The sequence below is a fragment of the Endozoicomonas sp. ISHI1 genome, assembly GCF_024606225.1.
GTDB lineage: Bacteria > Pseudomonadota > Gammaproteobacteria > Pseudomonadales > Endozoicomonadaceae > Endozoicomonas_A.
This window is the reverse complement of record NZ_JAGRPU010000011.1, coordinates 19329-40031: the sequence shown is the minus strand read 5'-3', so window position 1 is coordinate 40031 and position 20703 is coordinate 19329. Positions and strand designations below refer to the sequence as shown.

General features: G+C 49.4%; 14 protein-coding genes and 2 tRNA genes. All 16 read right to left on the bottom strand.

Features of this window, described 5'->3' with window-relative positions:
* Nucleotides 1–14: 14 nt before the first annotated feature.
* Nucleotides 15–2111 carry a polyribonucleotide nucleotidyltransferase gene (gene pnp / locus KBW69_RS09075; protein ID WP_257254623.1) on the bottom strand — a complete coding sequence of 699 codons (2097 nt, stop codon included), beginning with the start codon at nucleotides 2109–2111 and terminating at the stop codon, nucleotides 15–17.
* A gap of 758 nt (nucleotides 2112–2869) precedes the next feature.
* Nucleotides 2870–3139: a 30S ribosomal protein S15 gene (gene rpsO / locus KBW69_RS09070; RefSeq protein WP_257254778.1), complete on the bottom strand. Its 270-nt coding sequence runs from the start codon at nucleotides 3137–3139 to the stop codon at nucleotides 2870–2872.
* Nucleotides 3140–3311: 172 nt separating this feature from the next.
* Nucleotides 3312–4256, bottom strand: coding sequence for a tRNA pseudouridine(55) synthase TruB (gene truB, locus KBW69_RS09065; RefSeq protein WP_257254777.1), 945 nt, complete (start codon nucleotides 4254–4256; stop codon nucleotides 3312–3314).
* A gap of 3 nt (nucleotides 4257–4259) precedes the next feature.
* Nucleotides 4260–4664 carry a 30S ribosome-binding factor RbfA gene (gene rbfA, locus KBW69_RS09060; RefSeq protein ID WP_257254776.1) on the bottom strand — a complete coding sequence of 135 codons (405 nt, stop codon included), beginning with the start codon at nucleotides 4662–4664 and terminating at the stop codon, nucleotides 4260–4262.
* A 99-nt stretch (nucleotides 4665–4763) separates the two neighbouring features.
* Entirely contained in the window at nucleotides 4764–7340 is a 2577-nt protein-coding gene (infB, locus tag KBW69_RS09055; RefSeq protein ID WP_257254775.1) for a translation initiation factor IF-2, read from the bottom strand.
* Nucleotides 7341–7366: 26 nt separating this feature from the next.
* Nucleotides 7367–8860 carry a transcription termination factor NusA gene (nusA, locus tag KBW69_RS09050; RefSeq protein ID WP_257254774.1) on the bottom strand — a complete coding sequence of 498 codons (1494 nt, stop codon included), beginning with the start codon at nucleotides 8858–8860 and terminating at the stop codon, nucleotides 7367–7369.
* A gap of 172 nt (nucleotides 8861–9032) precedes the next feature.
* On the bottom strand, nucleotides 9033–9500 hold the full coding sequence (gene rimP, locus KBW69_RS09045; RefSeq protein ID WP_257254779.1) for a ribosome maturation factor RimP: 468 nt from the start codon (nucleotides 9498–9500) through the stop codon (nucleotides 9033–9035).
* A gap of 219 nt (nucleotides 9501–9719) precedes the next feature.
* A tRNA-Met gene (locus KBW69_RS09040) sits at nucleotides 9720–9796 on the bottom strand.
* A gap of 128 nt (nucleotides 9797–9924) precedes the next feature.
* Nucleotides 9925–10011 (bottom strand) — tRNA-Leu (locus KBW69_RS09035).
* A gap of 35 nt (nucleotides 10012–10046) precedes the next feature.
* On the bottom strand, nucleotides 10047–10466 hold the full coding sequence (secG, locus tag KBW69_RS09030) for a preprotein translocase subunit SecG (RefSeq protein WP_257254773.1): 420 nt from the start codon (nucleotides 10464–10466) through the stop codon (nucleotides 10047–10049).
* A gap of 2 nt (nucleotides 10467–10468) precedes the next feature.
* Nucleotides 10469–11215 (bottom strand): triose-phosphate isomerase, encoded by a 747-nt coding sequence (gene tpiA, locus KBW69_RS09025; protein ID WP_257280666.1) that lies wholly within the window; start codon nucleotides 11213–11215, stop codon nucleotides 10469–10471.
* Nucleotides 11216–11490: 275 nt separating this feature from the next.
* Complete coding sequence (locus KBW69_RS09020) at nucleotides 11491–13344, bottom strand: TRAP transporter fused permease subunit (RefSeq protein ID WP_257254771.1); 1854 nt, start codon at nucleotides 13342–13344, stop codon at nucleotides 11491–11493.
* 16 nt (nucleotides 13345–13360) lie between these two features.
* The gene (locus KBW69_RS09015) at nucleotides 13361–14278 is read right to left on the bottom strand and encodes a TAXI family TRAP transporter solute-binding subunit (RefSeq protein WP_257280665.1); all 918 of its coding nucleotides are present in this window, start codon (nucleotides 14276–14278) and stop codon (nucleotides 13361–13363) included.
* Between the two features lie 288 nt (nucleotides 14279–14566).
* Nucleotides 14567–15904 carry a phosphoglucosamine mutase gene (gene glmM, locus KBW69_RS09010; RefSeq protein ID WP_257254769.1) on the bottom strand — a complete coding sequence of 446 codons (1338 nt, stop codon included), beginning with the start codon at nucleotides 15902–15904 and terminating at the stop codon, nucleotides 14567–14569.
* Between the two features lie 311 nt (nucleotides 15905–16215).
* Nucleotides 16216–17058, bottom strand: coding sequence for a dihydropteroate synthase (gene folP, locus KBW69_RS09005; RefSeq protein WP_257280664.1), 843 nt, complete (start codon nucleotides 17056–17058; stop codon nucleotides 16216–16218).
* A gap of 426 nt (nucleotides 17059–17484) precedes the next feature.
* Nucleotides 17485–20592 (bottom strand): CHY zinc finger protein, encoded by a 3108-nt coding sequence (locus tag KBW69_RS23710; RefSeq protein ID WP_257280663.1) that lies wholly within the window; start codon nucleotides 20590–20592, stop codon nucleotides 17485–17487.
* Nucleotides 20593–20703 lie beyond the last annotated feature (111 nt).

Genomic DNA, 20703 nt, shown 5'->3' with positions numbered 1-20703 from the left:
CCTCGCGTTTAAGATCAGCTTTGCTGTTCTCTTGCACGCTCAACTTCTTTCATGCTCAGTTTTATACGACCACGAGAGTCTATATCCAGCACAACAACGTCAACTGTCTGACCAACTTTCAGGTAGTCAGTCACATTCTCAACACGCTCATTGGCGATTTGAGAGATATGCACAAGGCCGTCTTTACCAGGCAGTACGCTGACAAATGCACCAAAGTCCAGAATACGGGTAACTTCACCGGTATAGATTTTACCAATCTCGGCTTCAGCAGTAATGCCGTAAACCATGTCGTAGGCAGCTTTGGCTTTTTCACTGTTCTCGGCAAAGATCTGAACCATACCACTGTCGTCGATATCAACAGACGCACCGGTTTTATCGCAGATACTGCGGATAGTGGAACCGCCCTTACCGATCACATCACGAATCTTGTCCGGATCAATTTTCAGAGACATGGTCATAGGCGCATTGGGGTTCAATTCTGAACGGGCAGTACTGATGACCTTGTTCATCTCACCGAGGATGTGCAGGCGAGCCTGCATAGCCTGTTCCAGGGCTATCTCCATGATCTCTTCTGTAATACCAGCAATCTTGATATCCATCTGCAGGGCTGTGATGCCTTCAGAGGTACCAGCTACTTTAAAGTCCATGTCACCCAGGTGGTCTTCATCACCCAGTATGTCAGTCAGAACAGCGAACTGATCACCTTCTTTAACCAGACCCATGGCGATACCGGCAACTGGCGCTTTCAGAGGAACACCTGCATCCATCAGAGCCAGGGAAGAACCACAGACAGAAGCCATAGAGCTGGAGCCGTTGGATTCAGTGATCTCGGAAACAACTCGGATGGTGTATGGGAACTCATCCTGACTCGGCAGAACCGCCTGAACACCACGACGAGCCAGACGACCGTGACCAATTTCACGACGTCCAGGCGCCCCCATGCGACCACACTCGCCCACAGAGTAGGATGGAAAGTTGTAGTGCAGCATGAATGGGTCTTTGACTTCCCCTTCCAGATTATCAACGATCTGAGCGTCACGGGACGTACCCAGTGTCGCGGTAACAATAGCCTGAGTTTCGCCACGAGTGAACAGGGAAGAACCGTGAGTCTTCTGCAGAACACCGATCTCAACACCAATGTTACGAACCGTCTTGGTGTCACGACCATCTATACGAGGCATGCCGTTGATAATGTTGCCACGTACAACATTTTTCTCCAGCTTGCCGAAAGCCTTTTCAACATCAGAAGCGTCGAACGCACTGTCTTCAGCGATCGCTTCCATCACTTCCTGACGCAGTGTTTTAACGGCGGCAGTACGATCTTGTTTGATGGTGATCTGGTAAGCTTCACGCATCTTACCTTCGAAAGCCGCTACTTTTTCTTTCAACTGGATGTTCTCAGCTGGCGCTTCCCACTCCCAGCGAGCCTTGCCAGCCTCTGCAGCCAGCTCCTTAACGGCCTGGATGACGGTCTGGTATTCCTGGTGGGCAAACAGAACCGCTCCCAGCATCTCGTCTTCTGTCAGTTCCTGAGCTTCAGATTCAACCATCAGAACAGCGTCGTTAGTACCCGCTACCACCATGTCCAACTCGGAAGTCTTTAGTTCTTCATAGCTTGGGTTTAGCAGATAACCTTTCTCTTCGTTGAAACCAACACGGGCAGCACCGATCGGACCATCGAAAGGAATACCGGAAACAGCCAGGGCTGCAGAGGTCGCTACCATGGCCAGAATGTCCGGATCATTCTTCTTATCAGTGGACATGACTGTACAGACAACCTGTACTTCGTTCATGAAACCTTTAGGGAACAGAGGACGAATAGGACGGTCGATCAAACGAGAAGTCAGAGTTTCTTTCTCACTTGGACGGGATTCGCGCTTCAGGAAGCCACCCGGAATTTTACCGGCAGCGTATGTTTTTTCTTGATAGTGAACGGAGAGCGGGAAGAAATCCTGACCTTCATTCGCCTGTCGGGCTCCGACAACAGTTGCCAGAATAGCAATATCGCCCATCTTGGCCAGGACAGCACCCGAAGCCTGACGAGCAACACGACCGGTTTCCAGAGTGATGGTCTGGTCACCGAACTGAAATGTTTTAATTACCGGATTCACAACGTTTTCCTATTAAGTGTGAACAAACGAATACAGTACCCGGTCATAGTGGTGTGACAGATGCAATTCAAAACCCTCTGGATAACCTAAAGACCCTGCCTACCCAGACAGACTTGGAATTGCACCCTCTACTGACAACCAGGGTGCTGACAAATAAGTACCTAACAAGATACTTAAGAGAGCGGAGATCCCGCTCTTTAAAACCTTAAAAACAATGTCGTCTTTATGGTTCTTTTAACCACAAGAAAAGCTAAAACTTTATTATACACTGTATTGCAGTAAAGATTTCACAGCCTGACTGCAATACCTTGCTGCTCTTCTGCAACAGGCTGATTTTTCTTATGACCGACAAAGCAAAACACCGCCTGCCTCACAATGGAAGCCGGCGGTGCTTTGACTACACAGAAACACATTAACTGGCTTCGAAGCTGCAATTCGTTCGAAGCTGTTTAATCCACTTCTGTCTAACCCTGAGTTGAACACAAAATTTCAACTCAAAGCATGCTACTACGTCTGGGAGGCTGACCGAGAATATTGCCCGCCTGGGCTAGCCCGTAGCGAGGACGGAAAAATTGGGGATGAAAATTCGGTTTTGTAAGGAGAATAGCGAGCTATTTGACGAACAAAAGCGGATTTTCAGACCAATTTGCTGCCGCCGCACGACTGCATGGATGCAGGAGCTAGAGCAACGCAGGAGCAGTTGCCGCGTAGGACAGTCTCTTCCCGGTCAGCCTTCCGGATCAATAACGCTATAGCTGTTAGCGACGCAGACCCAGACGCTCGATCAGGGAACGGTAACGCTCAACGTCTTTGCCCTTCAGGTAGTTCAGCATATTACGACGCTGGTTTACCATGCGGATCAGCCCACGACGAGAGTGGTGATCCTTGTGGTTTGCCTTGAAGTGACCCTGCAAACCTTCGATGTTTGCAGTCAGCAGAGCAACCTGAACTTCAGGGCTACCGCTGTCGCCTTCACTACGACCGAATTCCTTGATAATTTCTGCTTTCTTTTTAGCAGTCAAAGCCATTGCTTTACACTCCGTTTAATATGCATCAACAAGCAGGTATGACCGTGCATATTTACAGCCAACCATTAAGCCTTGGCAGCACCTGCTGCCAATCAGGTGACGAATTCTAACATCAACCTCCAGCCGGAAGCCAGTCCGTTAAAGCCACCATACTGCAGAAAGATAATCTGTCTTAGTTTCCGGAACTGATCAGTCTCTTGGGTGCAACACGACCGTCTTCGTCAATCTCTCCAATACCCAGGAATCGAAGCACTTCCTGGCCCTCAACCTCTTCCTGACCATAGATACGGACATTACCACTGGTAGGCGCCTGAGGCACCTGAACCGGTTGCCCCTGACTGATGTAATAGCTGCTGGTTGCCCCCAGACGAATCTGAGGCCAGTCACTCACAGAAGTATCCAATGGCAGCAGCAGTTCATCCAGAGCCTTGTGACCACCGCCGTCGCGAATATCTTCGAGCTCTGCCAAAGTGTAGGACTGGTGTTCAGTATATGGGCCTGCCTTCATTCTATGCAGCTCGGCAACATGCCCGAGACACCCCAGAGCTGCACCAATATCTTCAGCCAGAGTACGAACATAAGTGCCCTTGGAGCAATCCACTTCAAGGATCAGCCTGTCACCTTCAAAGTCCAGCAGCTCAAGACGATAGATGGTGATGCGTCGTGACGGACGCTCAACAACAATACCTTGACGAGCCAGCTTGTAAAGCGGTTCACCATTGTGCTTCAGCGCTGAATACATACTGGGAATCTGATCAACCTCACCACGGAAGCGATCAAGGATAGCTTCAACTTCAGAACGGGTAACATTCACCGGACGCTGCTCGACTATCTCGCCTTCACGGTCACCGGTCTCCGTCTGGATACCCAGCTTGACTTCAGTTCTGTAGGACTTATCCGATTCCAGCAGATACTGTGAAAATTTTGTCGCCTCGCCCAGACAGACCGGCAAAACTCCGGTAGCCAGAGGATCAAGACTCCCGGTATGGCCAGCTTTGGCTGCACCATAAAGCCGCTTGACACGTTGCAGAACGTCATTGGAACTGACACCCTTAGGCTTATTCACAACAACAATACCGTCCACCCTGCGGCCACGGCTACGTCTGCGTTTAGACATCAATTACTCCTCAGACTCACCCTGATGATCACTGTCACCAGAACGAGCTTTTGCAATCAACTCACTCATATACGCACCACGCCTCAGACTGTTGTCATAATGAAAACGCAACTGGGGAATGATACGCAACTTGATGGAACGGGCCAGCTCGCTGCGGAGGAAACCGGCAGCACTCTGCATAACCTCCAGGTTCTCATCAACACTTTTCTGGTTGCTGACGCCCTCTTGGTCGTCTATGCCCAGAAAAGAAACAAAAACATCGGCAAAGGCCAGATCGCGGGACACTTCTACCGCGCTGACGGTTACCATACCTAAACGAGGGTCTTTCATCTCCAGCTGGATCAGCTGGGCCAATTCTTTCTGAATCTGGTCCGCTACCCGCTGAGTTCGACTGTATTCTTTAGCCATTGGGGATTAAAACCTGCTGATATGAGAAAGCCCGCAGTCTTTGCTGCGGGCTTCTTTCTTTGGCAACCGACCGAGTATGAGCAGATCGGCCGAACCTGATTAAAGAGTACGCTTGACTTCAACAGTCTTGTAAACTTCGATCTTATCGCCTGGCTTCACGTCGTTGTACGACTTGACCGCAATACCACACTCCATACCTTCGCGAACTTCCTGTACGTCATCCTTGAAGCGACGCAAGGATTCCAACTCGCCTTCAAAGATCACCACGTTGTCACGCAGTACACGAATACGGTCGTTTCGGTAAACAATACCTTCAACAACCATACAGCCAGCCACCGCCCCGAACTTCGGTGAACGGAAAACGTCACGTACTTCTGCAGTGCCCACAATCTGCTCACGGGTATCGGATCCCAGCATACCGCCCAGAGCCTTCTTAACATCGTCAATGATGTCATAGATGACACTGTAGTAGCGCAGATCCAGTTCTTCTGCCTCAATCACCTTACGGGCAGAAGCATCAGCACGAACGTTAAAACCAACGATAACGGCATTGGAAGCCATAGCCAGGTTAGCATCGGTTTCAGTGATACCACCTACGCCACCAGAAATAACCTTAACTTGAACTTCGTCGTTACCCTGCTCTTCCAGAGAAGTAGTCAGAGCCTCCAGAGAGCCCCGGACATCTGCCTTCAGAACGATATTAAGGGTCTTCTTCTCTTCAGAGCCCATGCTGGAGAAGATATTTTCCAGTTTGGAAGCCTGCTGACGAGCCAGTTTGACTTCACGGTATTTACCCTGACGGAACAGTGCGATTTCACGAGCCTTGCGCTCATCCTTAACCACAATCAGCTCATCACCAGCATCAGGAGTACCGTCCAGACCCAGAATTTCAACCGGAATGGAAGGGCCTGCATCTTTGATCGCCTTACCGTCTTCGTCCAGCATCGCACGAACACGGCCGTATTGCTGACCTACCAGGATGTTGTCACCCTGCTGCAGGTTGCCGGACTGAACCAGAACTGTTGCGACAGGGCCACGACCTTTATCCAGACGGGATTCAACCACCACGCCTTTAGCTGGACCTTTGTCTGCGGCAGACAGCTCAAGAACTTCAGCCTGAAGAAGTAATGCTTCCAGGAGCTCATCAATTCCCTGCCCGGTCAGAGCTGACACATGAATAAACTGAGTATCACCACCCCACTCCTCAGGAATCACTTCTCTTGCAGCCAGTTCGTTTTTCACACGATCAGGATCTGCAGCTTCCTTGTCGATCTTATTCACAGCAACAACGACTGGAACACCAGCAGCCTTGGCGTGCTGAACCGCTTCTTCGGTCTGAGGCATAACACCATCATCAGCCGCAACCACCAGAATGACGATATCTGTTGCCTTGGCACCACGAGCACGCATGGCGGTAAAGGCCGCGTGCCCGGGAGTATCCAGGAAAGAAACCATACCGCGCGGGGTATCTACGTGGTAAGCACCAATGTGCTGGGTGATACCACCGGCCTCGCCTGCTTGCACACGACTCTTGCGGATGTAGTCCAGCAAAGAGGTCTTACCGTGGTCAACGTGACCCATTACTGTCACAACCGGCGCACGAGGTTTCTCCTCAAAATCGGTTACGCCATCTTCCTGATCTTCAGTCAGAGAGTCTTCAATGCTGTCAGCCTTGACCAGTTTGAAGGTGTGACCCATCTCTTCAACTACGATGGATGCAGTATCCTGGTCAATCACCTGATTGATGGTCACCATGGAACCCATTTTGAACATCGCCTTGATGACGTCAGCAGCCTTGACAGCCATTTTTTGCGCCAGCTCAGCAACAGTGATGGTCTCAGGAATAGAGACTTCGCGTATTACCGGAGCGGTTGGCTTGGTGAAGCCGTGAGCTGCCATGGATTCAGGCGTAATTGTGCGGGCTGCCTTACGGCCGCCACGACGATCATCTTTACGACCTGCGTTGCGTCCGCCACGCTTCTCACCACGACGACCGCGTTCTTCACGGGGCTCATCACGGCGATCTTTGCCTTTGCGGTTACGGCCGCGCTTATCACCTTCCGGAGTCGGCATTGGCGCAGCGGCTGGATCAAAGCTTGGAGCAGACGGGCCATCACGACGAACCGGACGATCACCATCACGACGTGGTGGACGATCACCATGACGAGCCGGACGGTCTCCTTCACGACGTGGCGGACGATCACCATCGCGACGCTGCTGGGGACGATCGCCTTCACGACGCGGGGGACGATCGCCGTCACGACGCTGCTGGGAACGATCTCCATCGCGACGCTGAGGACGGTCACCATCACGACGTGAGTCACCACGAGCCCGCTTTTCTTCGGGTTTCTGCTCTTCCGCTTTTTCGTTCTTGACGTAGGTGCGCTTCTTGCGAACTTCTACGTTTACAACTTTTTTCTTACCAGCGCCACCACCGCCAGATACTTTCATCTGACTGACAGTTTTGCGCTTAAGGGTGATCTTGGTAGGTTCAGCCGTACCCGTGTGATCACCGTGAATGCTTTTCAGATGAGCCAGCAACTGCTTCTTTTCTGCATCCGACACAGCTTCTGAAGCCTTGGTTTGCTTCAGGCCCGCATCCTGCATCTGCTGCAGCAACCTTTCGACCGGAGCGCCGACCACCTTCGCGAGTTGTTCTACGGTTACTTCTGCCATTAACACTTCTCCTCTCAGTGGCCCGCTCAGTTACCAGCTTCCTCGAACCAGGGAGCACGCGCCGTCATAATCAATTCACCCGCACGCGTTTCGTCCATACCTTCAATTTCGAGAAGGTCGTCAATGGACTGCTCCGCCAGATCTTCCATAGTAATGACACCCAGACTGGCCAGCTCCAGCGCCAGCTCCTCATCCATACCATCCATAGCCAAAAGGTCTTCAGCCGGCTGTGCGCCATCTAACTTTTCTTCTCGAGCGATAGCCTGAGTCAACAGCTTGTCTTTCGCACGAGTGCGAAGCTCCTCCACGATTTCTTCATCCATGCCTTCAATTGCCACCATCTCTTCCAGAGGAACATAGGCAATCTCTTCAACCGTAGTGAACCCTTCGTCGACCAGCAGCTGAGCCAGTTCTTCATCGATATCGAGCAGATCAATGAAACTCTGTTTAAACTTGTCCGCTTCCTTTTCCTGCTTGGCAGCGGCTTCAGCTTCTGTCATAACGTTCAATTTCCAGCCAGTCAGCTCACTGGCCAGTCGAACATTCTGACCACTACGACCAATGGCCTGAGCCAGATTATCTTCGCTGACTGCGATATCCATAGTTCCGGAGTCTTCGTCAACGATGATGGAAGCAACCTCTGCAGGCTGCATGGCATTGATCACATACTGGACAGGGTTTTCGTCGAACAGAACAATGTCGATACGCTCATTACCCAACTCGCCGGATACCGCCTGTACACGAGCACCGCGCATACCTACGCAGGCACCTACCGGATCTATGCGTCCATCATTGGTCTTGACGGCAATTTTTGCCCTTGAGCCCGGATCACGGGCAGCCGCCCTGATCTCCAGAACCTCCTCAGCAATTTCCGGCACTTCAATGCGGAACAATTCAATCAGCATTTCAGGCGCAGTTCGGGACAGCATCAGCTGCGGCCCACGACCTTCCGTGGAAATTTCACTCAACAAAGCCCTCACATGGCTCCCCATACGAAAGTTCTCACGAGGCAGTATGCTGTCCTTGCGCATGACTGCTTCAGCATTGTTGCCAAGGTCAACAATAATACTGTCACGAGTCGTTTTCTTTACGGTTCCATTAATCAGATCGCCCAGCTTGTCACTGTATTGTTCAACCATTTGTGCGCGCTCGGCTTCGCGCACCTTCTGAACGATAACCTGCTTGGCGGTCTGGGCTGCAATCCGTCCAAATGCGACAGACTCAACCTGCTCTTCCCAGACACCACCGATCTCCAGAGACTCGTCCTTCTCCTTACCCTCATCCAGGGTAAAGTGCATGCCCGGAAACTCGAAATCTTCGTCCGCAACCACGCTCCAACGACGGTAGGTATCGTATTCACCACTACTGCGGTCAATCGCTACCCGGATATCCACTTCTGTTTCGTAACGCTTTTTGGTCGCAGTTGCCAGAGCGATCTCCATCGCCTCGAAGATCACTTCGGGTGGAACGCCCTTCTCGTTGGAAACGGACTCAACGACCAACAGAATTTCTTTACTCATGCTCTGCCTCGCCTATGCTGAACCAGTCCATGCCTTTGCCAACACTTCCCTGGCCGTTAACCGGGAAGACCCTCGCCTGTCATCAACTTCTTATTGCAGACAACGGCTAGCAACCCGGCCTGAACCTTTTACTCAATCTTTTATCTGGTTATTACCAGTTATGAGCCTGAAGTTAGTCGAATCTCGGTATCACCTGAGCCTTGTCTATGCTCTCTATGGGAAGAAGCAGTTCATGATCATCAACCACTAACACCACGTCCTGGTCTTCTACCCCTTTTACAACGCCTCTGTACCTGCGCCGCCCCTCAAAAGGCACCCTCAATCGGACATTGACCTCAGCTCCCGCCCAAGCCACGTAGTGCTCAAGCGTAAACAACCGCCTGTCCACTCCGGGCGATGAGACTTCAAGGGTATATTCCTCCGTAATGGGATCTTCCACATCGAGAACCCCACTCAGCTGGCGACTGACGACTTCACAGTCATCCAGCTGGATTCCCTTTTCCTTATCAAGGGAATCAATATAAATGCGAAGCATGGATTGCTTACCCTGGGATTTGAACTCAATCCCCCAAAGCTGGTAGCCAAGGGATTCAACCACGGGCCCAATCAATGCCTCCACTTGCGACTGCTTGCCTGCCACGATGGAAACACCTGTCTGCAAAAACAAAAAAAGGGCTTAAAAGCCCTGTCTCTTCTATGCACCCAGTCTTCCAGCTGGACGCAACTAAGGAGCTTGCCAAAGACACACACCATTGAGCATGAATTCAACAAACTACCAGAATCTCAATGGGGCAACATCTCAAGCCCAAAAAGACTCTGACGCACCTAACAAAAAACCCCATAATGGGGTTTAATTATTTGGTAGCGGGGGCCAGATTCGAACTGACGACCTTCGGGTTATGAGCCCGACGAGCTACCAGGCTGCTCCACCCCGCATCAAACCTATTAGTATACTGCCAGCTAAAAACTTGCTTCACAAGCCATAACTGTAGATACGTCATTTAAACGTTACAACGATATACCAAATTCTTTTCTTCCATTTACCAAAAAAGTTAATGGCAATTTGGTGCCCAGGGCGGGACTTGAACCCGCACGGCCGCTAGGCCACCGCCCCCTCAAGACGGCGTGTCTACCAATTCCACCACCTGGGCAAACACCACCACTACATCCTGCTTAAAGCTAGCCCTTACTGGACTGGAGGCAGAGACAGCTCTTTATTCTGCTCGTCACTCTCGACGGGTTGTGATTCTATCACAGGAGCATCGCTCTCGATACTCTTTTCTGAAGCTGCTTCTGGTGCGATCGGCGCATCACCGGCCGGAACGGACTCTTCTACAACTACAGTTGGCACACCTGCATCACTGATACTGTCTGCCTTTTGCCTGGCCACCATTGCCAGAGCAAAACTGGTCACAAAAAATACTGTCGCCAGAATCGCTGTCGTGCGACTCATAAAGTTGCCGGTACCCTGACTACCAAACACCGTCTGTGACGCACCGGAACCAAAACTGGCACCGGCTTCCGCACCCTTCCCCTGCTGCAACAAAATCAGCCCGATTACGGCAGCAGAAGCAAGAACATGAACAATAAGAACTATGGTTTCCATCACTATCCTGCAGCGCGACAGATCGCCTGGAACTCTTCAGCAACCAATGAGGCTCCCCCCACAAGACCGCCGTCAACATCCGGCAAAGCAATCAGGTCTGCAGCGTTAGCTGCTTTCATGCTACCACCATACAGAATACGAGTTCTGTCAGCCATAGCCTGATCCTGTAATGCCAGCAAGCCACGAATCACGGCATGCACTTCCTGCGCCTGCTCAGGCGTTGCAGTCAGTCCGGTTCCAATAGCCCATACGGGCTCATAAGCGATCACAAAATTTGCCAAACGCTCCGGACCAGCAGTCCGCAGCACAGCTTCAACCTGAGCCGTCACCACCTTCATGGTGTCGCCAGCCTCTCGCTCTTCCAGAGTTTCACCCACGCAAAGAATAGGTACTAAACCCTGATCTGTCAGAGCACAGAATTTCGCAGCAACTTCCTCATCCCCCTCCCCAAACAGAGAGCGACGCTCAGAATGACCAATGATCACGTATTCAATGCCGAGATCTTTAACCATCAGAGGCGAAACCTCGCCGGTATAAGCGCCATAAGTTTTGTCAGACACATTCTGCAATCCAACTTTAATGGCACTACCAGCCAACTGCTCGCAAATATTTTGAGCGTATACCGAAGGAGGACAAACCAACACTTCAGCATTAGTATACAGACCGGAAGCAAGCTTACCCAGCAATTCACGATTCTCTTCAAGAGATCCGTTCATTTTCCAATTACCGGCAACTAGTGGCTGGCGCATACCGCTCACCTCAACATTCGCGAGGTCGGAATACTAACCCAGGCGCCATTATTATACAACTGCGCTGACATCTTTTGCTGGTAATTTTCTACTACCTGATAAAAACAATAAACTACGATCAATCAAGCGAACAGACAATCATTTCTGTTCATTCAAGGCCGTCATGAAAATGGCCTTGTAGAACGGTTATTTGATATTAAAGTACTGAAAAACTCCTTACGATTGGGAGCGAACCCGGTGCACACTTCTTAACTCGCCTCAGAGTGCTCCATTGATCACGCCTTTCCTCGCCGCTGCATAAACAGCAGCAACAGTACGATTAAGATACCCAAAAAGCCAAAATCAGCAGGATTAAACAAGAGAACTGGCAAGCTGATGAAAGCCAACCCTCTTTCCAGCAAACTTAACCCCTGAATCAGATAACCTTCGACAGCAACTGCCATGGCAATGATGATGGCTATAGTCTGGGCAACAGCCATAATCAGCCCGGCAAAATCCCCCTCGGTATTAATCAAACCGCTATAGGCCATCATAATGGGAATCAAGAACAAGCCCGCCGCCAATTTAAATGCTTCTACTGAAGACTTAACAGGACTGGCATTTGCGACACCCGCTCCGGCAAAAGCAGCCAGTGCAATTGGAGGCGTTACATTGGAAGTCTGTGACAGCCAGAAAACAATTAGATGGGACGTCAGCAAAGGCAATCCAAAATCCCCCAATAATGGCACAGCCATTACAGCAAGCACTATATAAGCAGCGGTAACAGGCAAACCCATCCCAAGCACCAGCGCGACAAGGCTGATCAGAATGAGTGCGGTAAACATATATCCGCCGGAAAGCGCCGTGACGAACTGCGTAAACTGCAGCCCAATACCGGTCTGCCCCACTACACCGACAATGATCCCGGCTGCCGCGCAGGCTGCAGAGATTGGCAATGCCAGAAGCGCACCCGACTTAAGTCCTTCAATGATTTTTCTGAGACCTATGCGACTATGACTTCTTAATGCCGCCGCCGCCAGAATAGCCGCACAGCCTGCCACCCCTACCAGGAGAGGTGAGTACCCGACCATCAACAGAGCGGTAATCAAAACCAAAGGAATAAGGAAGTGAGCACCCTGCTTCATGACACTCCATAGCGCTTGTGTTCGATTGACCGTTGGCAATTCCAGCTTGCAAGCCATGATATGGACGTACAATAGCGTACAGAAGAAGTAGAGCAGCGCGGGCGCAATGGACGCAATCATGATGTCGCTATACGGCACTCCGGTAAACTGCGCCATGACAAAAGCACCGGCCCCCATAATAGGTGGCATGATTTGCCCACCGGTCGATGCAGCAGCTTCAATACCTGCAGCCTGTTCAGGCTTATAACCCAGCTTTTTCATCATCGGTATGGTGATGGAACCAGTGGTCACCGTATTGGCAATGGCAGATCCGGAAATAGAACCCAGGCCAGCAGAAGCTATGACAGCAGCCTTGGCTGGTCCTCCCCGATATTTACCGGCAATAGCAAAAGCCAGATCAATAAAGAACTTGCCTGCGCCCGTTACCTCAAGAAAGGCTCCAAACAAAACAAAAATAAAGACAGTGGTTGCCGCAATACCCAGCGCAGAACCAAACACACCATTACTTGAGAAGATCTGAAACTGCACCCATTCCTGAATGCTGTAACTCTTGGTTGCCAGCGCACCTGGCAGCATATCCCCAAAGCCGCTATAAACCAGGAACAATAATGCTATGAACACCATTACCCAGCCTACAGCCCGACGACAGGCCTCCATCATCAGCACCACATAGACGACACCAGCATAGAGGTCATAATCGGAAAGACCATACAAGAGATAGTTAATATCGTTGTAATCAAAGTTAATGATTCGAAAACCTGCCACCACAGTGGCTACTGCCAGAATCAAATCAAACAGCCTTACTGGCACAAAAAAACGACTCTTTTCATTTTTCAACAAAGGGTAATGAAGAAATATCAGCACCATGACCCAAGCAAGATGAACCGGCCTGAAATAGGTGGCAGAAATCGTCGAGGTCATTCCCTGCCAGATCTGAAACATGGACAGAAGCACTGCAAAGACAAGTACCAGACAGCCCGACGTTTTGATCACGACTTTATTCATTCAGCCACCTGAAAACTCAGTTGATGGAATTCAGGTATTTTTCAGCACCCGGATGAAGAGGCACACCGGACAGGCGATTAGCATTGGCTCTGGTAATGGCTTCGGCAACTTTAACCACCTTGCGAACATCACCCATGTTTTCAAAAGCTGCTTTAGTCAGGCTGAAGGCCATGTCATCAGACATATCAGCACGGACGACCAATACGTTCCAGATACTCAGGGTATCAACCTGACGTACGCCGTTGTATACATTACCCGGAATGGTGTAGCTGCTGTAAGCGGGGTTTTCAGTAATGAACTTCTCACGCTCTTTTTCAGAAACTGGCAGGATACGAATCTTTTGAGTCAGAGCCACCTGAGTCACGGCACCCACTCCCTGACCACCAACAATGAAGCCAGCATCAACCTGACCATTGGCCAGAGCATTGGTGGTTTCAGAGTAATTCAGGTAAACAGCACGAATATCTTTCGCGGGATCAATACCCATGCTTTTCAGAAGTGCCGCAGAGGTCACAGCGGTGCCGGAACCCGGCGCACCCAGAGAAACCCGCTTGCCTTTAAGCTCAGACAGTTGGGTAATGCCTGAGTTTTGAAGCGTCAAGGCATGTACCAGATTTGGATAGAGGGCAAACAGTACCTTGACCGGCATCTTACCGGGAAACTTGCCCTCACCTTTGTAAGCATCCAAAACAACATTCCCCATGGCAATGCCAGCCAGCATATCACCACGAACAACCTTGATGGTATTTTCAACAGAAGCAGCGGTGACTTCTGCTTTTACATTGATCCCATCCATCTTATCAGACCATACCTTTGCCAGCGCACCACCCAGCGGATAATAAATACCACTTTGACCACCAGTACCAATGGAGTAGTTCTGAGCAGGAGAGAGCGCAGGCAGGATCAGCATTAGGAGGGCAGCGACAAAACGCATGATATTTTTCCTGTAAAATATTTTTATATTTCTTTTCCGCAAATAAATCTTCATCGCACAGAGCGGTAAAAATGGCTTATCTGTTCACGGCTATTTCTGTCGAGCAACGGCTGTCAAGTCCAGGCACACTGACCTGTAAAAATTTGACACGTTAGTTTTGTATCCTACCTAAGGAAAGCCATTCAGAGAAGGAAGAGTTCGCCTAAAACTGATCTGGCTCAATAATGAATATCTACAACAGCAGAAGGACTGACCGAAAATCAACCAGCCAGTCCATAGAAGCGAGAATCAGGACATTTCCTGCTCAACCACCTTAGCCAGTCTTTCAGTGTGAGCACGCACTTCCTCAGCATTCTCACCCTCTACCATGACACGGATAAACGGCTCAGTACCGGAAGGCCTCAAGAGCACTCGACCACGACCTGCCAGCTCAGCTTCAGACTCCTGTATGGCTGAAACAATACCCGGCACTTTGTCAGTATCTTTTTTCTCTTTAACCCGAACATTAATCATGGTCTGCGGATACTTGCTCATTCCTTCACGCAGCTCAGACATTTTCTTACCTGAACGAACAACAGCTTTAAGAACCTGGAGCGCAGAGACAATACCATCACCGGTGGTGGATACATCTTTACAAATGATATGACCTGATGATTCACCACCAAGCTGCCAATCATGTTTCAGCAGCAACTCATTGACATAACGATCACCGACCCTGGCCCGGGCAAAGGGAATACCTCTGGCTTCCAGAGCTTTTTCCATTCCCAGATTAGTCATCAGAGTCCCAACCACGCCGCCCTTCAGCTCATTATGTTGACGACGATCCAGAGCGATAGCAAACAGTAACTCATCACCATCAACAATCTCACCATTGTCATCCACCATGATGACGCGATCACCATCACCATCAAAGGCGATACCCATATCGGCTCCACGCTCTATGACGATTTCAGCCAGCTTATCAGGCTGAGTAGAACCACAACATTCATTGATATTCAGACCGTTCGGGTTAATTCCAATGGCATGGACATTAGCACCCAACTCTCTGAAAACTGCAGGACCCACCTGATAGGTAGCGCCATGACCGGCATCAATCACAATATTCATACCACGCAGGTCAAGAGGGTAAGCAGTACTGGCTTTACAATATTCGATATAGCGGCCGGAAGCATCATCCAGTCTGGTCACCTTACCCAACCCATTGGAGTCAACGACCTCAATCTCACCTTCCATCAGAGCTTCGATTTTTGCTTCAACATCGTCCGGCAACTTGCTGCCATTACCAGAAAAGAACTTGATACCATTGTCGTAAAAAGGGTTATGAGAGGCACTAATGACAATTCCGGCCTGACCATTAAAAGTACGGGTCAGATAGGCGATAGCCGGTGTCGGCATAGGACCGGTCAAACACACATCAATACCTGCCGCAGACAGGCCTGCCTCCAGGGCAGACTCAAACATATAGCCGGAGATACGGGTATCTTTACCAATAACGACTTTACCTTCACCCTCTGCAGCCAGCACCTTACCCGCAGCCCAGCCTAGCTTGAGAACAAAATCCGGGGTAATGGGAAACTCACCCACCTTGCCACGAATACCATCGGTGCCGAAAAATTTGCGACCCATAAAGCAACCCTTATTCAATAACCTGATGCCTGAATCTGCTGCCAGACAGCACTCTCAAATGAATAGACAAAAAGGAGTGACAGGTAATAACAGAAGATGTCCTAACTCACCTGAATAGCGGGGCAGAACATAAAATACTGAAGATATGTCTTAAATTATGACATGTCTGTCATACAGACTTAATAGCAATGATTGTCTTACAAATGACAAAACTCTTCGCACCCGTACTAACAGCAAGCGCCATTAAAGAAAGAGAAGAAGAAAACAGCATCAGCCAATGCCTGCCCATTAGAGCAGGCGATTAAACCACCTCAAGCGTTCCTGACGGCGTCCACCATGCGAACAGCATCAACCGTTTCAGCGACATCATGAACTCGAATGATCTGAGCTCCAGCCTGAGCAGCCAGAGTGGCGACAGCGAGACTGGCACTCAACCTCTGCTCCGCAGGCTTATTCAGCACAGCACCAATAAATGACTTTCTGGACATACCAGCCAGAACCGGAAAGTTAAGATCAAGCACACGATCCAAATGTTTTAGCAACTGCAGATCATAGGCAGGCGTTTTTCCAAACATACCGCCCCCGAATCCCGGGTCAAGAATCAGTCGGTCCCTTGCAATACCTGCTGCTTCGCAGACCCTGACACGATCAAGCAGGTAGTCATTGACTACACCCGTCACATCATCGTAATGAGGCACAAAACCCGGCCCGGGCTGTTCAACCAGTGAGTGCATCAGCACAACGGGAAGATCGGTGGCAGCTGCCGCCTCCAGAGCTCCCGGCCTGAGCAGGGCACGCACATCATTAATCATTCCGGCACCGGCTTTGCTGGTTTCCGAAATAACCAGGGCCGAGCTGGTATCCACAGAGATGACCTGATCAAAGTTCTTTCTCAAAGCCTCCAGAACCGGCATTACCCTTTCAAGCTCCTGCTCACAGGTGACTGCCCCGTTTGCTCCTGGTCTTGTGGATTCACCACCCACATCGAGAATATCCACACCATCCCGAACCATGAGTTCAGCAATACTCAGCACCTGATCAAGATTCTGATAACGACTGCTTTCATAAAAGGAGTCGGGGGTAATATTTAATACTCCCATGACCAGCGTTCGGTCAAAGGTTAGAGTTTTTCCGGCACAATTCAACTTTTGCATTTTTTCATAGACCTAAACTACGAATACCACCAAACATCTTCCAGACTCAGGAACTGCCTGATTTCACGCCAATTGCAGAGACTCAGTTTCATTTGAACATTCAGATCAGATGATTTTACACGAAAACCATTGAGCTGTCGGCGTTGCAGGGGAATATCCGGGAAGTGAAGTCACGGATTCAGGTATGGGACTTTCACCCAATCGATTAGATGATTCCTATTCAGTTATCACCCATTCATAAAGGAAATTTACTGATAAATTTGGCTTTCCTTGAACATCCCGGATGCCCGGGCTTTAACACAGGGGAATTGATAAGAGCTTTTTGTTGTCAAAGCTTCAGAGCTTGTGTAATTGACACCCTCTAAAGGACGGGGATTCCTGTTAGGTGACTAACGGGAATCTCGCTCCTTCAGGGGCGAGAGGATGTCAATTGAGGGGATACCTGCACACCGGGCAGCTTCTTACCCTGTTTTCAATCATTGCCACGCCACATTCCTTATGGACTTTGTGGGAGCAGGGGAGTATCAGGCAACCGGTAAAGACGTCTTCCAGACAGATGCAGCACTCATCGTGTCCTGAATCGGGTCGGCATATATGATCACCTTTCAACCTTTTATCCAGGCAGACATTGCAAACATCACAGTGATAGGTTTTATCTTCGTATATTCGACAAATGCCGCATTTATCACAGTGGAATGGGTTTAGCACTGCTGCGGTGAAGAGCTTGCACTTTGCACAGTAAAAGTCCGACATACGCTCGTTACATTCCGGGCATATCTGGGAGCCTTCCGTAATTTCCCCTTTGTATTTACAGAGAATACACAGGAGGTGTGTTGCATCAACACCACTGGAGTTTGTCGTTTGGCATCTATCGTTTTCGTTATGACATCTATGGCAGGGGAAATAAAGGCCGCAGCAATTAAATCTCACAAGGCAGCGCCTATGGTAATGTTCGCACAATGGCTGCAGGGTTTCTTGCTGAGGCAGCGGTAACTCCTCATCCAATGGGTTTGCCCCCAGATTATAAGGACTCGACTGCTGGCAAGAAGTAAAATGCCCCGGGCCATTATCTGACATCGCCGAGATAGCCGCTGTCAACTGCTGGAGTGCTTGATGGATCATAAACTCTACTAATTCTTGTTGCTTTCTGAGTTCATCCTCCACCTTTTCGATATGCTCCCTTAAGCGCTGATTTTCAGTCTCTAAACAGGCCACCCGTCCCCAAAACCTCTGATCATCTGCAGTTAGATTTTGATTCTCTATTGTTAACCTTTGAACCTTTTCAGTTAACTCTTCAGCCTGTTGCCTTTCTATATGCTGTCTTTTTTTCCTTTCTTTTTCCTTAGCGCTTCTTTTCGGCTCAATGTCTTTTATAAGACTATGATACTTACCTACAATACGTTCTAACTTATTCAAATCACGATTCAAATTTTCAGACCCATGATCGTCGGGCCTGCCGTCTTCATTATCAGCAAGGTTAGGCTGCTTCTTTGGCCTTGCCCCCTGCTGTAAGTATTTATCAGATGGTGATTCAGAGGAACTTCCAGCAAAGCCAGAGGCACTTCTGTAGCTATCAACTTGCCGAACGGGATCGGTGAATGTATTTGCATTGCCGGCAATTATTTCGTTGGAGGTGTTATCGCTATTACTGATTACAGTCTCTTGTGGTAAAGAACAAGATTGCATCTGCATACACAGTTTATCTGTAAAGTGTATTAATTCACGGGACGACGGGTGCTGATCAAATCGTCTAAAGGTACCTGACAAAGAAGTAGAAAATGTAAATAATTGTGCATAAACCATAATATCGCGACTTATGACTGAATCTGATATTTCCCCTAACAAATTACGAATAAGTTCAACCGGATTTGAATAGCGCAGGAACAATTGAACAAAATATTCAGCAAAGCAACATTTTTCAAATTGTCCTATTGGCGACTGCTGGCCAGGCTGATTGACCTTAAGGATGATGTCCTGAACAATCTTATGCAAAATCACCAGGTTGTTTTCGCCAACTCTGGGTTGCGCCTCGTCAGCTGAAATGATCGGTTGAAGTGAAGACAGAATGCCAAGATCATTCAAAGTCTGTTTTTTATCGCTTGTAGCTTCTATCAGCTGCTCGATAAATCGGTTGCGCAATGAATTCTCACGGGAAGAACGCTGCAGTTCCAGTACCGCCTCAAGAGGAGTGAGGGGATCACCTCTGGTGTTTGTGCTTTTTGTTTCCAAAACTTGCAAACGCTGAGGCATATTCAGCTCATCCAGTATTTGCCTCAGTTTAAAAACTGCATCGCGATCCTCGCTTTCAATGATGGCTACAAGCCGACTCGCAATTACCTTAATGTCTTGAGCCGTAGCATTTTTTTCACTCTTCTCTCCATCGTCGTCTTTTCTGTTATTGCCATTCCCACTGCCTTCACTGCCTTCTCCAGGTGATGGGTTCTCCTGGCCTTCAGGTTCTCCTCTTTGCTCCTTTTGATGGTCGTTATTTTCGTTCTTTGGTTTTGCATTGGGTGCGCTACCAGAGGATTTTCCATCCCCATTACCTGCCTTCAGACCACCGCCATGGTTGGTCTTGAAGACGGTACGCTCTAGAAGCAGTTTGAAACAGCCAAGCTGCCACTGAAGGCTTTCACTGGCTGGACAAGAAGTGACAGCACGCTGGAAGAGAGTATTCCAGAAATCAACATCGGTCAGTTGTCGAATATCGAGGAAGTCAAGGCAGCCAACGGGGATAGCAGCTTCGCTGGAAGAGCCATCAGCATTAACGCGTGTAATTTTCATACGTGCCGGGGATAACTGTTCCTCAAATGAAGTAGAATCCTTACCTGTGGACCTCAGCCATGTGATGAGAGATTTGAGGATAATCAGGTCTGTTTCGAATGATCCCGATGACATGCCACCACTCAAGAGCGGGGGGTGGGAGCGGATAGACCCTACCCCGTTCCCGCCGCTGGGAAAATCGGCAATACCAGCGAGTTTGCCTCCTATCAATCTGTTATTCCGGGCTTGCCCGGTTTCCATCCCACTCCTAATGTTGTTGGAGTAGGCCAGAAGGGTCAGTGAGGTAGCACGGGGTTTGCCATTCAGGAGTGGATCGATGGCTACAGAAATAAGCTCTGGTCTGTCTGCCGTCGTGGATTTTAAGCGAACAAGCGTGCCGTTTTCAGAAACACGCTGTGAGGTATATTGGAAGGCGGGTATCTGTTCCTCCGTCGTTATCACTAGCTGATAGCAATGGTTGTTCAGGTCGTTCGTAACTAATATTGTGATACTGTTCGAGTCTGTCGGCGCCACGGGAGCCTTAAAGCAAAGGATGCTGTTTCGGTCATTGAAACCTTCCGGAAGCAGCAAACTTAATTGCCACTGACTCACATCCTGCAGATCTTCACCATCATTAACCTCAATCCGAACCCTGTGCCCGTGAGGATTATGCCGTTCAATGATGGTTGAGGAATAGCACAACTGCATAACCACCGTGGCTTGTGAAAAAACAAACGCTATTAAGGCTATGAATGAGTGGTAATAATGCACCAATTTCTCTCATAACTTAGTCAATAATACCAACTTCGCCCTCTTTGTTTGATAGAAAACGTCAGCAGCCTGTGCTGACTTTCTGTTCTGGAAAAATAAAGGAACGCCATT